The 13,217-nt window shown below is 68.0% G+C and carries 13 protein-coding genes; 12 read left to right on the top strand and 1 reads right to left on the bottom strand.

Annotation, left to right across the window (positions count from 1 at the left end; translation table 11 throughout):
• Positions 1–69: 69 nt before the first annotated feature.
• Complete coding sequence (locus V1260_RS11555) at positions 70–1,620, bottom strand: alpha-L-fucosidase (RefSeq protein WP_329746966.1); 1,551 nt, start codon at positions 1,618–1,620, stop codon at positions 70–72.
• Between the two features lie 151 nt (positions 1,621–1,771).
• Between V1260_RS11555 and V1260_RS11550 the strand changes: the two genes are divergently transcribed.
• From V1260_RS11550 to V1260_RS11495, 12 genes are all read left to right on the top strand, one after another.
• Positions 1,772–2,758, top strand: a complete 987-nt coding sequence (locus V1260_RS11550; RefSeq protein WP_329746965.1) for a LacI family DNA-binding transcriptional regulator — start codon at positions 1,772–1,774, stop codon at positions 2,756–2,758.
• A 367-nt stretch (positions 2,759–3,125) separates the two neighbouring features.
• On the top strand, positions 3,126–4,139 hold the full coding sequence (locus tag V1260_RS11545; RefSeq protein ID WP_329746964.1) for a LacI family DNA-binding transcriptional regulator: 1,014 nt from the start codon (positions 3,126–3,128) through the stop codon (positions 4,137–4,139).
• The gene (locus V1260_RS11540) at positions 4,139–5,152 is read left to right on the top strand and encodes an ABC transporter permease (RefSeq protein WP_329746963.1); all 1,014 of its coding nucleotides are present in this window, start codon (positions 4,139–4,141) and stop codon (positions 5,150–5,152) included. The genes V1260_RS11545 and V1260_RS11540 overlap by 1 nt, the downstream gene beginning before the upstream one ends.
• A gap of 5 nt (positions 5,153–5,157) precedes the next feature.
• The gene (locus V1260_RS11535) at positions 5,158–6,093 is read left to right on the top strand and encodes a carbohydrate ABC transporter permease (protein WP_329746962.1); all 936 of its coding nucleotides are present in this window, start codon (positions 5,158–5,160) and stop codon (positions 6,091–6,093) included.
• 77 nt (positions 6,094–6,170) lie between these two features.
• Positions 6,171–7,757: an extracellular solute-binding protein gene (locus V1260_RS11530; protein ID WP_329746961.1), complete on the top strand. Its 1,587-nt coding sequence runs from the start codon at positions 6,171–6,173 to the stop codon at positions 7,755–7,757.
• A 56-nt stretch (positions 7,758–7,813) separates the two neighbouring features.
• Positions 7,814–9,223 carry a glycoside hydrolase family 32 protein gene (locus tag V1260_RS11525; protein WP_329746960.1) on the top strand — a complete coding sequence of 470 codons (1,410 nt, stop codon included), beginning with the start codon at positions 7,814–7,816 and terminating at the stop codon, positions 9,221–9,223.
• Positions 9,220–10,149 carry a carbohydrate kinase family protein gene (locus V1260_RS11520; protein ID WP_329746959.1) on the top strand — a complete coding sequence of 310 codons (930 nt, stop codon included), beginning with the start codon at positions 9,220–9,222 and terminating at the stop codon, positions 10,147–10,149. The genes V1260_RS11525 and V1260_RS11520 overlap by 4 nt, the downstream gene beginning before the upstream one ends.
• A 227-nt stretch (positions 10,150–10,376) precedes the next feature.
• Positions 10,377–10,871: a hypothetical protein gene (locus V1260_RS11515; RefSeq protein WP_329746958.1), complete on the top strand. Its 495-nt coding sequence runs from the start codon at positions 10,377–10,379 to the stop codon at positions 10,869–10,871.
• Positions 10,872–10,876: 5 nt separating this feature from the next.
• Complete coding sequence (locus V1260_RS11510) at positions 10,877–11,047, top strand: hypothetical protein (protein WP_329746957.1); 171 nt, start codon at positions 10,877–10,879, stop codon at positions 11,045–11,047.
• A 21-nt stretch (positions 11,048–11,068) separates the two neighbouring features.
• Positions 11,069–11,764 carry a FadR/GntR family transcriptional regulator gene (locus tag V1260_RS11505; protein ID WP_329746956.1) on the top strand — a complete coding sequence of 232 codons (696 nt, stop codon included), beginning with the start codon at positions 11,069–11,071 and terminating at the stop codon, positions 11,762–11,764.
• A gap of 163 nt (positions 11,765–11,927) precedes the next feature.
• Positions 11,928–12,488, top strand: a complete 561-nt coding sequence (locus V1260_RS11500; protein ID WP_329746955.1) for a hypothetical protein — start codon at positions 11,928–11,930, stop codon at positions 12,486–12,488.
• The gene (locus tag V1260_RS11495) at positions 12,485–13,057 is read left to right on the top strand and encodes a hypothetical protein (RefSeq protein WP_329746954.1); all 573 of its coding nucleotides are present in this window, start codon (positions 12,485–12,487) and stop codon (positions 13,055–13,057) included. Before V1260_RS11500 ends, V1260_RS11495 begins: the two co-directional genes overlap by 4 nt.
• The last annotated feature ends 160 nt before the right edge of the window (positions 13,058–13,217 follow it).

The raw sequence follows: 13,217 nt of genomic DNA, 5'->3' as shown, positions 1-13,217 counted from the left end.
CACCCACAGGAGAACCCCCCCCCCCCTCCTCTTGAGAAGCGGCTCCGCCGCTCGTCGGCCGCGGCGGGATCAGCCGTGCAGGTGGTCGGTGCGCTCGGGCACGGTCTCGGGCTCCAGGCGGATCTTCACGACCGGGCCCACCGGGGAGCCGGTCCCGGGGCCGACGGCGACCTGGAGCGCGTCCACGGTGCGCTCCACGCGGAGCGGCTCCCCGCCGCCGAGGAGCGTCACGGAGCGGATCTCCTGCGGGAGCAGCCGCAGGCCGGTGCCGAAGGAGCGGATGCGCAGCACGCCGTCTTCCGGGTGGGCGAGCGCGATCGCGTAGACGTAGTCGCCGGTCACGTCGTGGCGGGTGGTGAAGCGGAAGTCGGCGGCGGTGTGCTGCACCGCGGCGCCGTCCACGAAGGACCCGGCCACTGATCGGGTGGGGCCCTCCTCGGCGACGATCCACGGGCGCGTCCCGAAGATCGCCTCCCCGTGACCGGTGAGCCAGTCGCCGATCTCCTCGAGCATCTGCTGCTCCTCGGGGGCGATGGTGCCGTCGGGCCGGGGGCCGATGTTCAGCAGCAGGTTGCCGTTCTTGGAGACGGTGTCGGCCAGCTCGACGACGAGCTCGGTGACGGTCTTGTACTCGTGGCCCTCGATCCAGCACCAGGAGGAGCGGGAGACGGAGGTGTCGTTCTGCCAGGGCACCGGGCGGATCCCGCCCATGGTGCCGCGCTCGATGTCGTAGACGGCGCTGCCCTCGGCGAAGGCCTCCCACTTGTAGTTGATGACCACCTCCCGCCCCCATTCGGCGGCGCGGTTGTAGTAGTACGCGGCGAGGCGTCGGAGGTAGGGCTCGAAGGCGGGCTGCTCGATCCACCAGTCGAACCAGAGCACCTGCGGGCGGTAGCGGTCGATGATCTCGACGGTGCGCAGCAGCCAGTCCTCCAGGTGGCGCTCGTTCGGGGCGGTCTCCTCGCGCTGCGCGGGGCCGTAGAAGTCCTGGAAGCGGGGGTCGCGCACGTCGGAGTCGAAGCGGGTGCCGCCGTTCATGAAGAACCAGTGCTCGGCGCGGTGGGAGGAGGCGCCGCGGGTCATCGAGGCGTCGTCGGCGGCGGTGAGCAGGTCGCCGAGGACGTCCCGGCGGGGCCCCATCTGCGCCGCGCTCCATCGGGAGCGGGCGGTGTCGTACATCGCGAAGCCGTCGTGGTGCTCGGCGACGGGCACCACGTACTGGGCGCCCGCGCGTCGGAACAGCGCCGCCCAGGCGCCTGGGTCGTAGTCCTCCATGGTGAAGGACGGGATGAAGTCCTTGTAGCCGAACTCGGCGTGCGGACCGTAGGTCTCCAGGTGGTGGGAGTGCTCCCGGGTGCCCTCGAGGTACATGGTGCGCGAGTACCACTCGCTGCCGAAGGCGGGGACCGAGTAGATCCCCCAGTGCAGGAAGATCCCGAACTTCGCGTCCGCGTACCAGCGGGGCACCTCGTAGCTGCGCAGGGAGTCCCAGTCCGCGCTGTACGGGCCGCGGCCGATCACCGCGTCCACCTCCGCGAGCGCGGCGGTGTTGTCGGAGACGTCGACCGCGGGCGGGAGGGAGTCGGGGTCGAGCCGGGGCAGGCCGTGCGATGCGGTCATGGGGTCCTCTTCTGGGGAGGTCGGTGCGTCGGTGCACTGTGCTCAGCGCGGCTGCGGTGCCGACGGGGGCGCTCGAGGGGACGAATCGTTTCGCGTGCTTTACCGTAGGATCGGCGGACGCGCCCGTCAAGCCTCCGCGGAGGGAGATCCGATGACCTCGTACAAGGACATCCGGGCCGAGACGGGCCTGGCTCTCTCGACGATCTCGAAGCACTTCAACGGCCTCCCGGTCCGGCCCGAGAACCGTGCGGCGATCGAGGCGGCCGCGGCCCGCCTCGGCTACCGGCCGAACGTCCTGGCCAGCGGGCTGCGCTCGCAGCGCTCACGGACGGTGGGCGTGCTGCTGCCCGTGCTCGACAACGGCTTCCACCTCGCGCTGATCGCGGGGGTCGAGGCGGCGCTGCGCCCCGCCGGGCTGAGCGTGATCGTCTCCTCCAGCCCCGATGCCTCCACGGGTGCGACGGAGCTGCTGCGCAGTCGTCAGGTCGACGGCATCATCGCTGTCGCCTCGCCGCACGATCTGGAGGCCCTGCGCCGCGCCGCGCGGGAGATCCCCGTCGTGCTGATCGACTGGGAGGCGGACGTCCCCGGCAGCGACGGCGTGTTCCTCGACAACCGCGAGGCCGGCCGGATCGCCGCCCGCCACCTGCTGGATCACGGCCATCGTGCACTGGCCGTGGTGGGCGGGGACCGGAGCATCTCCACCACGAACGAACGCACCGAGGGCTTCCTCCGCGAGGCGGCCGATGCCGGCGCCGCGGTGGCGCCGGAGCTCGTGACCAGCGGGCCGCTCACCATCGAACAGGGCCGACGCGCGATGGGCGAGATCCTCCTGCGCCGCGATCGGCCCACCGCCGTCTTCTCCTCGAACTACGAGCTCACCCTCGGCTCCGTGATCGCCATGAACGAGTCCGGCCTGCGGATCGGCGAGGACATCTCGCTGATCGGATTCGACGGAACGGATCTGGCGCGCGCCCTGCAGCCCACCCTGACCCACGTCGAGCAGCCCGAGCACGAGATCGCGGCGCACGCCGCGGCCCGACTCCGCACACGACTCGACGGGGGTCGCAGCGCGGGTCCGGAGCGGGTGCTGCTCATGCCGCGCCTGATCACGGGCGGGTCGGTCCGCCGACGGTAGGAGCGGCGGCGGTCGGGAGGTGCGCTCCGTGACGTGGAGGAAGGCCCGGCATCACTGCAGCTCGATCGCGTCGATCAGGTAGGCGGGCACCGTGGTGCTGCCACCGATCTGCGTGGCGTAGTTGATACTCCCTCCGATCGTGACCCACATCTGCACCTCGTCGTCGCCGACGAAGGGGTCGGCGGGAGGCAGCCACCGCCTCGCATCCCACGACGAGTGTCATCGCCGGCGCTCGTTCACGAGACCGAGATCCGCGCAACGCTTGACAGGAGGGGCTGCGTGATCCACGATCTGCGTCATACGAATAACGCCAGCGTGGACGTGACCGGCCCGAGGCGACGATCGACGAGATCCGGAGGTGCGAGAGATGGCGCAACGCCCGACCATGAATGACGTCGCCGCAGCCGCCGGCGTCTCCCAGGCCGTGGTGTCCATCGTCCTCAGCGGGTCGTACGCAGGGCGCGCCTCGGAGACTACGGCGCAGCGCGTGCGGGACGCCGCGGCAGACCTCGACTACCGCCCTAACCTTCAGGCGAAGAGCCTGAAGACAGGCGTAGCCGAGATCATCGGGCTGGTGGGCGACGAGGTCGCCACTGCGCCGTTCTCGGGAATGCTCATCAAGGGCGCCCAGGACCGCGCCTGGCAGGACGACCACATGCTCATGACCATCGACACCGGTGGCGACGACGCCCTCGAGAGCGCAGCGATCGGGACGATGCTCTCGCACCGCGTGCGCGGAGTCATCTACACCGCCATGTATCACCGCGAGGTGGAGATCCCGGCAGCAGCACTCAGCACACGGGCGGTATGCCTGAACGCCCGAGAGCGGGACAACAGGGTCCCGAGCGTCACGCCGGATGAGGTCACCGGCGGATACGAGGCGACAAAGGTCCTGCTCGATGCCGGGCACACCCGGATCGCGATGATCAACATCCATGACGTCCTGCCTGCGGGCCGCGGGCGGCGCGAGGGGTACGAGCGAGCTCTGCGCGAGGCGGGCATCGATCCGGTCCCGGACCTCGTCTACCGGGGCGAAGGAGTGCAGCGCTCCGGGTTCGAGGCCTCCCGGCACCTGATGAGCCTCGATGAGCCCCCGACAGCCATCTTCTGCGGCAACGACCGCAGCGCTCTCGGCGCGTACCAAGCCCTTGCCGAGCTCGGTCTGCGGATCCCCGAGGACGTGTCGATCGTGGGCTTCGACGACCAGGATCTGCTGCGCGACTTCTTCCATCCGCCGCTGACCACCGTTCGCCTGCCCTTCGCCGAGATGGGCGATCGTGCGGCCGCTCTCGTTCTCGATGCAGATGCTCCGGCGGAGGCCCACCTGATCCACTGTCCCGTCATCCATCGCCAGTCCGTTGCCCCACCGAAAGGACGATGATGTCTCCTTCACCCGCTGTCGACGCGGTCGACAACGCACACCCGGTCACCGCCGACCACGGTGCCGAAGTCGCCGCGTCGCCGACCGAAGCACCTCCCCCGCGCGCGAAACGGCGACTCCCGGTCCGCATTTTTCACGCCTGGCAGTTATACGTATTACTGACGCCGTCGCTGATCTACCTCTTCGTCTTCAAGTACTGGCCGATGTACGGCGCCCAGATCGCTTTCCGGGATTACAACCCGGTCGACGGCTTCTTCTGGAGCCCGTGGGTGGGACTGGACCACTTCGTCACCTTCGTGAACTCGTTCCAATTCGAACGGCTCGTCGCAAACACCCTGACGATCAACACAGTCGGGCTGCTGGTGGCCTTCCCCGTCCCCATCATCCTCGCGCTGATCGTGAACCAGCTGCCCAGCGAACGGTTCAAGCGGTTCACGCAGACCGTCCTCTACGCGCCCTCGTTCATCTCGGTCGTGGTCGTCGTGGGCATGATCCACCTGCTGTTCTCGCCCAGCTCCGGCATGGTCAACCACGCGATCTCGCTCCTGGGCGGAGATCCGATCTACTTCATGGGCAGCCCCGAATGGTTCCGACCCCTGTACATCGGCTCGGACATCTGGCAGAACGCCGGCTTCTCGATGATCATCTACCTCGCAGCGCTGACGGCGATCGACCCCTCACTGCACGAGGCCGCCCGAATGGACGGCGCGAACCGCTTCCAGCGGATCAGGCACATCGATATACCGGGCATTCTCCCGGTGATCACGATTCTGTTCATCCTCGCAGTGGGGAACATCTTCAACCTCGGCTTCGAGAAGGTCTACCTCATGCAGACCGACCTCAACCTCCCCACCTCCGAGGTCATCAACACCTATGTCTACAAGACCGGCCTGCAGAACGCCCAGTTCAGCTATTCCGCAGCTATCGGGCTGTTCAACTCCGTCCTCAACCTCCTTCTCCTCCTGACCTTCAACTGGGTCGCGAAGAAGGCCAACCAATCGAGCCTGTGGTGAAGAACATGTCGAGCATTCCGATCTCCTCCAGGATCCCGCTGCGCCGGGAGCCCCTCCACCGCCGACTGGCCGACCCACTGTTCGGCCTGGTCACCTACGGCCTGATCGGCCTGTCGATCTTCGCGATCGTCTATCCGCTCTACTTCATCGTGATCGCCTCGATCTCCGACCCGAACCTGGTCCAGCAGGGCAAAGTCGTCTTCTTCCCGCGAGGCATCACCTTCGAGGGGTATCTGACGATCTTCAGCACGTCCACGATCGTGCGCGGCTTCGCGAACTCCGTGCTCTACACGGTGGTCGGCACCGCGCTCAGCGTGACGATGATCCTCACCGGCGCCTACGCGCTGAGCCGGAAGGACATGCCCGGTCGTAACCTGTTCATGGTCCTCTTCGTCATCACGATGTTCTTCGACGGCGGCATGATCGCCCGATATCTCGTGGTCAAGGACCTGGGCATGCTCAACACGATGTGGGCGGTGGTGCTCCCCGGTGCCGTCGGCGTCTGGAACCTGATCATCGCGAGAACGTTCCTCGAGCAGAACCTCTCCCCGGAGCTGCGGGAAGCCGCGCAGCTCGACGGAGCATCGGACTTCCGCTTCTTCTTCAGGATCGCGCTACCGCTGTCGAAGCCGCTCATCGTCCTGATGGTGATGATCCATCTGGTCGCGAACTGGAATGCGTTCTTCGACGCGATGATCTACCTGAACGACGAGTCGAAGTACCCACTGCAGCTCATCCTGCGCAATGTCCTCATCCAGTCCCAGGCCTCCTCCTCCGGAATGGACATGGCCTCGATGGAGAGCACCGCCGCAGCTCAACGAATGGGCGAGCTGCTGAAGTACTCGATGATCGTCGTCTCCACGATTCCCCTGCTCATCGCCTTCCCTTTCCTTCAGCGTCACTTCATCAAGGGCGCGACGCTCGGCGCCCTGAAGAGCTGACTCACCGCCGCCCGCCTCACTTCGCTTCTCCCGTTCCACCCCACCCACAATGCACACCGTTACAAAGGAGTTCCGTCATGCTTTCTCGTCGTCGATTCACCCTCTCTGCCACCGCCCTCGGAGTCACGATGCTGGGCGTCGCTGGCTGTTCCCGCCCCTCGGCGCGCACCACCGATGACCTCTCCTCCGACGTCGGACTGACCGACTCGGGCCTGCCGATCGTGACAGAGGAGCTGACTCTCTCCTTCGGCGGCGCGAAGTCTCCGCTCGCACCGGACTACGAGTCGATGGAGCTGGTCCAGACCTGGAGCGCTGACTCCGGGATCGAGATCACCTGGAACAACGAGCCCGACGAGGTCTGGGGCGAGAAGAAGAACCTGCTGCTGGCCAGCGGCGAGCTCCCTGACGCCCTCTTCAACACCGGGCTCTCCGATGCCGAGGTCGCCAAGTACGGGGAAAATGGCACCCTGATCGCTCTGGAGGACCTGATCGAGGAGCACGCCCCCACCCTGGCGGGGATCCTCGCAGAGCGTCCGGACATCAAGGCCGCCATCACCGCATCCGATGGCCACATCTACACCCTTCCGTCCGTGGAGGAGATGGGGCTGGTCGAGTTCCCCCGCATGCTGTTCATCAACACGGACTGGCTCGCGGAACACGATCTGGAGATGCCCACGACTGTCGAGGAGTACCACCAGGCACTGCTGACCTTCAAGCAGAACGGGCCGGAGGGTGCCATCCCGCTCTCCTTCCTCGGAATCGGCGACATCGCCGACCTGATCGCAGCGATCGGCGGCCAGACCGACAATCCGGACCACCGCATCGTCGAGGACGGGAAGGTCGTGTTCACGGCGAACACCGACGGGTTCCGCGAAGCGATCGCCGAGCTGCACACCTGGTACGGCGAGGGCCTCATCGACCAGGAGGCCTTCTCTCAGGACTACGTCAAGTTCGTCGCCAAGGGCAAGGCGGAGCCACAGTCCCTGGGTTCGTTCTACTTCTGGGAGGTCCCTGAGGTGGTCGGGCCCGAGCGTGCGGGAAACTACGCGATCGTGCCGATCTTCCCGGGCCCGGATGGTGTCCAGCGCGCCTGCGTCGCCAACAACCAGGAGATCAACCGCGGCGCCTTCGCGATCACTCGCACCAACCAGTACGCTGCGGCCACTCTGCGCTGGGCGGACATGCTCTTCGATCCGGTGATGAGCGCACAGGCCAACTGGGGACCGATCGGGGTCTCGCAGCAGATCAACGAGGACGGTCTGCTCGAGCAGATCCCCGTCGGCGAGGGCGAGACCGAGCAGGAGCGCCGCGTGAAGGTCGCCCCCGGCGGCCCGAAGATCATCACGGCGCAGGATTTCGAGACGGTCGTGCTGGCCGAGCCGCGCGCCGCCGAGCGCCAGGCACAGATCGCCGAGTTCTACGAGCCCCACCGCGCCAACGAGAAGTACCCGCCGGTCATGCTCTCGGTCGATGAGCTGAACCGGATCAGCACCATCGAGACCGACATCAGCACCCTGGTCACCGAGAAGATCGCCACCTGGATCGTGCGCGGCGGCATCGAGGAGGAGTGGGACGCCTACGTCAACCAGCTGGAGACCATCGGCCTGCCCGAGGTGATCGAGGTCTATCAGGCCGCTTACGACCGCTTCACCGCGAACTCCTGACGCTCCCGACGCCCCGTCGCCACGACTCCTGCCCTACCCGCCTCCCGAGAGAGATCATGAACTCGACGTCATCGCCCGTTGCGCTCGCCGACATCCACCGCCCCAGGTTCCATCTCACCGCGGAGGACACCTGGATGAACGACCCCAACGGCCTCATCCGGCACAAGGGGATGTGGCACGCGTTCTTCCAGAACAATCCTCTCGGGAGCACGTGGGGCAACATGTCCTGGGGTCACGCGATCTCGCGCGACCTGGCGACCTGGACCAACCTGCCCGTCGCACTGCCCTTCTCCGAGACTGAGCTGATCTTCTCCGGAAGCATCGTCCACGATGCCGAGAACAGTTCCGGCCTCGGCATCCCCGGGGAAGAGGGCCCGCTCGTCGCGTTCTACACCAGCGCCTTCACGCAGACCCATCACACGACGCCGGGCATACAGGCCCAATCGATCGCCTACTCCCAGGACGGCGGCGCGACCTGGACCTTCTATGCGGACAATCCTGTTCTCTCTCGTGATTCGGAGAACTTCCGTGACCCGAAGGTGTTCTTCCATCGCGAGAGCGGCCGCTGGATCATGGTCACGGTCGAGGCCCTCGACCACAGTGTCCACTTCCATGCCTCCGATGATCTGCTGGCGTGGGAGCCCACCTCCGTGTTCACCCATCCGGGCCTGGACGGCGGCATCTGGGAGTGCCCCGATCTGCTGCGCGTGCCGAGCCCTGACGGCGGGGAGGACTCGTGGGTCCTCGTGCTCAGCACGAATCCCGGCGGCCCGGCCGGCGGCTCTGGAACCTATTGCCTCATCGGGCGTTTCGACGGGGAGCGTTTCGACGCCGACGCGCCCCCGCAGCCGCTCGACCTCGGGCCGGACTGCTATGCGGCGGTCTCCTTCTCCGGCGTCGACGGGGATCCGGTGCTGTTGGGCTGGATGAACAACTGGGCCTACGCCGAGCTGACCCCGACCAGTCCGTGGCGCTCGTCGATGACGCTCCCCCGTACGCTCCACCTCGAGCCGGCGGCCGATGGTGCCCTCGAGGTCATCCAGCACCTGATCATCCCCGAGCAGATCCGGACGCTCGACCTCGAGGTGCCGGACTCCTCCGCCGTCCTCGCGGAGCTCGAGGCGGAGGAGCCGTTCCGGCTGCGCGGCGAGCTGCCCACCGGGTCCGCGAACCGGCTGGTGCTGCGTTTCGGCGACGGCGGGCGGGATCGCGATCTGGTGCTCGCCATCGACTCCGAGGGGCACGTCTCCTTGGATCGCAGCAGCGCGCATGAGGAGCCGTTCGCCCCCGAGCACACGCACTCCCGGCCCTATGCTCCGAGAGGGGATGGCGAGTCGGTCGCCTTCGATCTCGTCGTCGACCGCTCGTGCGTGGACCTCGAGCTGGACCATGGCCGTGCCCTGATCTCCCAGCAGATCTTCCCAGGTGCTCGCACGGTCACCGTGCTCACCGAACCTGCGGCATGAGTGAGCCCACCGCTCTCGTCATCGGGGAGGCTCTGACAGATGTCGTCCGCGCTGCGGACGGCACGGTGCGGTCGCGCCCCGGGGGCAGCCCCTCGAACGTCGCCGTGGGTCTCGCACGGCTCGGGGTCCACACCGCGCTGCACAGCTGCCTGGGCGCCGACGCGAACGGCGACGCCCTGCGGAAGCATCTCGAGCAGTCGGGCGTGACTCTGCGCGACGGCGGTGCCGAGCCTCCGTCCAGGACATCGACCGCCGAGGCGCAGATCGGCCCGGACGGTGCGGCGACCTACCGCTTCGACATCGAGTGGAACCCCGGGGAGATACGGCTCGACCCGGTGCGCCTCGTCCATACCGGTTCGCTGGCGACGGCGATTGAGCCGGGCGCCGCCGCGGTGGAGGCAGCACTCTCCGCTGCACACCCGGACGCGCTCCTCAGCTTCGACCCGAACGTCCGGCCGTCGCTCGGCCTGCCGGCGGACGGCATCCGCCGCAGGGTGGAGCGCATCGCCGACCGGGCGCACGTCGTGAAGATGAGCGATGAGGACCTCGAGTGGCTATATCCCGCCGAGCCCCTCGTCGACGTCGCGGACCGGATGCACGAGTCGGGTGTGGCGCTGTTCGTCGTGACCCGTGGCGCCCAGGGCTGCACGCTCAGCACCCCGCACTGGGACGCCGAGATCCCGGCGATACCGGTCACCGTCGCCGACACCATCGGGGCGGGCGATGCGTTCATGTCGGGCCTGCTCTTCGCGATCCTCACCGCCGACGCGGACCAGGAACTCCGCGACGGCGCCGTCCCTCAGCAGGCCGCAGAGTCATGGGCCGACACCGCGCTGCGGAGTGCCGCGATCACGGTGGGACGACGCGGGGCGGAGCCGCCGTTCCTCGAGGAACTGGTCGGGAGCTCAGCGCAGATCTTGCCCTGAGCGGTCATCAGCTCGAACCCGGTCGGTGAGTCCCCGACGCCAGAACCGAGGAGTTCGCCACAAGCTCCCCTCCCGCCCTGACCGCCTGGCCTCTCGGCGAAGGATCGTTGCACCACTTCCCGGGTCTCGACGTATGAATTTCTCTGGAATTGCAGTTTCGCCGGTCCAGGGAAAAGCAGGGTCTCATGCGCGTTCGTCGATCCGTTGCGTCTGTCGTCGCTGCGGCCATGATGCTCTCCGCGGGCCTCATCGCCTGCACCTCGGGGGCGGACTCCTCCGGCTCAGGCGCTGCGACGGAGACGGCGACCAGCACCGTCGAGGAGTCGACGGCCGAGGAGGTGGCCGCACTTCCGGCGGAGTTCACGATGCCAATCGGTGAGGGGCTCGAGCTGGGGGACCCCCGAGAGGACGCGTACCTGGGGCAGGCCGTAACCGACTTCGATCTCGACTATGAGGGCCCGCTGACCTACCAGCCGATTCAGGTGGGCGGGGACGCTCACTGGCTGACCTTCGACCGTTCTGCGGACTACGCACAGCAAGGGGACCGCTCGGTCCACGAAACGTGGCCCGACTACTTGGTGGACCGGGTGCCCAGCCTGCTCGTCGAGGCGAACACCGCCGTCGCCGAGCCGACCCGCACCGCGACCGACGCCCTGCTCGGCGACGTGCTATTCACCGCGAGCAACCACATGACGAACCGGTGCTCGCGGTCGGACGGGTGAGCACGGTGGCGACGCGCCTGTTCGTCGGCGTCGACCTCGCGGCGGACCCGCGCCGGACCGGCCTCGCCACCCTCCACGAGGAGGGCGACCGAGCCCGGATCGAGCGCGTCCGCGTGGGGGCGAACGACGACGACGTGCTCGCCGCCGTCCTCTCCGCGGCGAAAGCCACTGAGTGATCAGACAGGTCGGGAGGATCGATGGCGGGGACATCCCAGGTCGACAAGGCGTTCGAGGGCCTGCGCCGGATGATCTCCTCCGGGGCGATCGCCCCGGGTCAACGACTCCCGAGCGAGCAGGAGCTGTGCAGCGAGCTCGACGTGTCCCGCAGCTCCCTGCGGGAGGCGCAGAAGATGCTCGGGTTCGCGGGAGTGCTCACCTCCCGGACCGGGGCCGGCACCTTCATCTCGGATCTCACGGCGGAGACGGTGATGTCCGGACTGTCCGTCACGATCCCGCTGATCCCGCTCGAGGAGTACCTGGGCCTGTTCGAGATCCGCCAGCTGCTCGAGGGGCACGCCGCCGCCCACGCCGCAGCGCATTTCACCGAGGACCAGCGCGCACAGCTGCTCGCCCTCGCCGAGGAGCTCGCCGACCGCCCCTGGGAGGACGAGGGCTCCGCGCTCGACGACGCCTTCCACGACCTGCTCATCTCCGGAGCGGGAAACGCCCCCATCTCCGCTCTGCTCAAGGCCATGCGTCAACGCGGTCGCCACTACCGGGTGTTCGAGCACGACGACGCGATAGAGCTCAAGCGCACCAGCGACGCCGAGCACCTGCGGATCGCACGCGCGATCCTCGCCCGCGACCCCGTGCAGGCGCACCTCGAGGCGATGGCGCACATCCGCACCACGCGCACCTGGCTCGAAGGGCTGCGCCCCGTCCCGGAGCCGTGAGGGGCCGGGGAAGCCAGGCCGACGGCACTGAGACACCCACTGGCGCAGCTCAGATGTCACACCCCGGCCCTACCCTCCCTCCATGATCATGTTCTTCGGCGAGGAGCCGGAACCGCCGTACACGGAGCCCCGGGGCACGTGCCCCGACTGCGGATCGCCTCGCGTGAGGCACCATCTGCTCGGGATGCCGGACCCGCGCACGCAGCCGCCCGCCCCCGACTGGGTCGACTGGCAGGGCTGTCTTCCGACGTTCGGCGACCGGTCGTGCGAGGACTGCGGGATCGGCTGGAACGTGAGCTGGCGAGAGGCTCCGCACGCTCCGATGCGTCTCGTCTCGGGCGACGGCGCGGCGTTCGCCCTGCTCCCGGTCCCCGATCTGGAGGACGACGGCGTGGTCGAGGTCGACATCGAGCTGCTGACCCCGGACCGGCTGGTCCGCTATCTCCATCGCGCGCCGGAGGAGGGGGCGCTCTCCCGGCTCGGCGACATGCTGCAGGACGCCGCGAAGGCCGACCTGCCCGAGGTCGAGGTCCCGTCCTTCCAGGATGAAGAGTCGGGGCTCGCGGTGCTCGTGCTCGACTCCGACCCCCTGACAGTGACCCTCGAGATCCTGGTCGCCCTGGAGCCGGGCAGTGAGGAGCGCGAGGTCGATGCGGTCGCCTTCGACGTCACCCGCGCCGACCTCATCTCCGCCTCCTATCAGATCTGGGCGTGGGAGGAATGAGCCACCTCGGAAACCTCCTGGAACTTCCGGAGGGGTCGCGCCTCACGGGCGTGACCCTCCACGACGTCGGCATCATGCCGAGGCACCGCTGGATGGCCGCGCACCTGCAGGTCGTGCTCCTGCCGGAGACGGCAGAGCCGTCGGCGAGCGCGGGAGCTCTCAGCGTCTTCCTCCCCGAGGTCTTCGCGAGCGTCCACGGCACCTCGCCCGACGGCGGGAGCTGGGCTGCGTTCCTGCTGCTCCCCCGCAGCGACCGACAGGTGATCCTTCGCGACGTCATAGCCCTCGCGCCCCTGCGCCGCGCGCTGGGGCTGCTCGGACTGGACGAGGCGGCGGCGAGGAGCATGCCACTGACCGGGAAGGCCCTGCAGGGGATGTACTGGCAGAGGGACACGCCCGACACCGACAGCTGGCCCGCCGAGGAAATGCTCCTCGGCCTGCTCGTCGAGCTGACCGGGGTGCCGCTGAAGGATGCGGTGGAGTTCGCGGCGCGCAGCGGAGCGGAGTGGGCGCCATCAGGTCAGCGGAAGCGGCTGGTGTCGCTGCTGGAGTCGTGGTCCGTGGAGTGAGGGACTGCGGGTTCGGCTGACGGTGGAGTCCGACACCCTCCGACCCAAGCGCTGCGGGGCGCACATAGCTCCGTGCGCCCACCTGAGTAACGAGAAGCATCAGGGGGTGCTCGGCGCTGTCGCAGAGGAGTTTCAGCGCCCGAGATGAACCGAATCAAGG

It is taken from the genome of Brachybacterium sp. J144 (genome assembly GCF_036321705.1).
Lineage (GTDB): Bacteria > Actinomycetota > Actinomycetes > Actinomycetales > Dermabacteraceae > Brachybacterium.
Note: the sequence above shows the minus strand (reverse complement) of the source record. Positions and strands in the feature narration are given on the sequence as shown.

What these genes read in the sequence shown, in the direction of transcription:
- V1260_RS11555 (WP_329746966.1), bottom strand. Translation starts at nt 1,620, where the DNA reads ATGACCGCATCGCACGGCCTGCCCCGGCTCGACCCCGACTCCCTCCCG.
- V1260_RS11550 (WP_329746965.1), top strand. Translation starts at nt 1,772, where the DNA reads ATGACCTCGTACAAGGACATCCGGGCCGAGACGGGCCTGGCTCTCTCG.
- V1260_RS11545 (WP_329746964.1), top strand. Translation starts at nt 3,126, where the DNA reads ATGGCGCAACGCCCGACCATGAATGACGTCGCCGCAGCCGCCGGCGTC.
- V1260_RS11540 (WP_329746963.1), top strand. Translation starts at nt 4,139, where the DNA reads ATGTCTCCTTCACCCGCTGTCGACGCGGTCGACAACGCACACCCGGTC.
- V1260_RS11535 (WP_329746962.1), top strand. Translation starts at nt 5,158, where the DNA reads ATGTCGAGCATTCCGATCTCCTCCAGGATCCCGCTGCGCCGGGAGCCC.
- V1260_RS11530 (WP_329746961.1), top strand. Translation starts at nt 6,171, where the DNA reads ATGCTTTCTCGTCGTCGATTCACCCTCTCTGCCACCGCCCTCGGAGTC.
- V1260_RS11525 (WP_329746960.1), top strand. Translation starts at nt 7,814, where the DNA reads ATGAACTCGACGTCATCGCCCGTTGCGCTCGCCGACATCCACCGCCCC.
- V1260_RS11520 (WP_329746959.1), top strand. Translation starts at nt 9,220, where the DNA reads ATGAGTGAGCCCACCGCTCTCGTCATCGGGGAGGCTCTGACAGATGTC.
- V1260_RS11515 (WP_329746958.1), top strand. Translation starts at nt 10,377, where the DNA reads ATGATGCTCTCCGCGGGCCTCATCGCCTGCACCTCGGGGGCGGACTCC.
- V1260_RS11505 (WP_329746956.1), top strand. Translation starts at nt 11,069, where the DNA reads ATGGCGGGGACATCCCAGGTCGACAAGGCGTTCGAGGGCCTGCGCCGG.
- V1260_RS11495 (WP_329746954.1), top strand. Translation starts at nt 12,485, where the DNA reads ATGAGCCACCTCGGAAACCTCCTGGAACTTCCGGAGGGGTCGCGCCTC.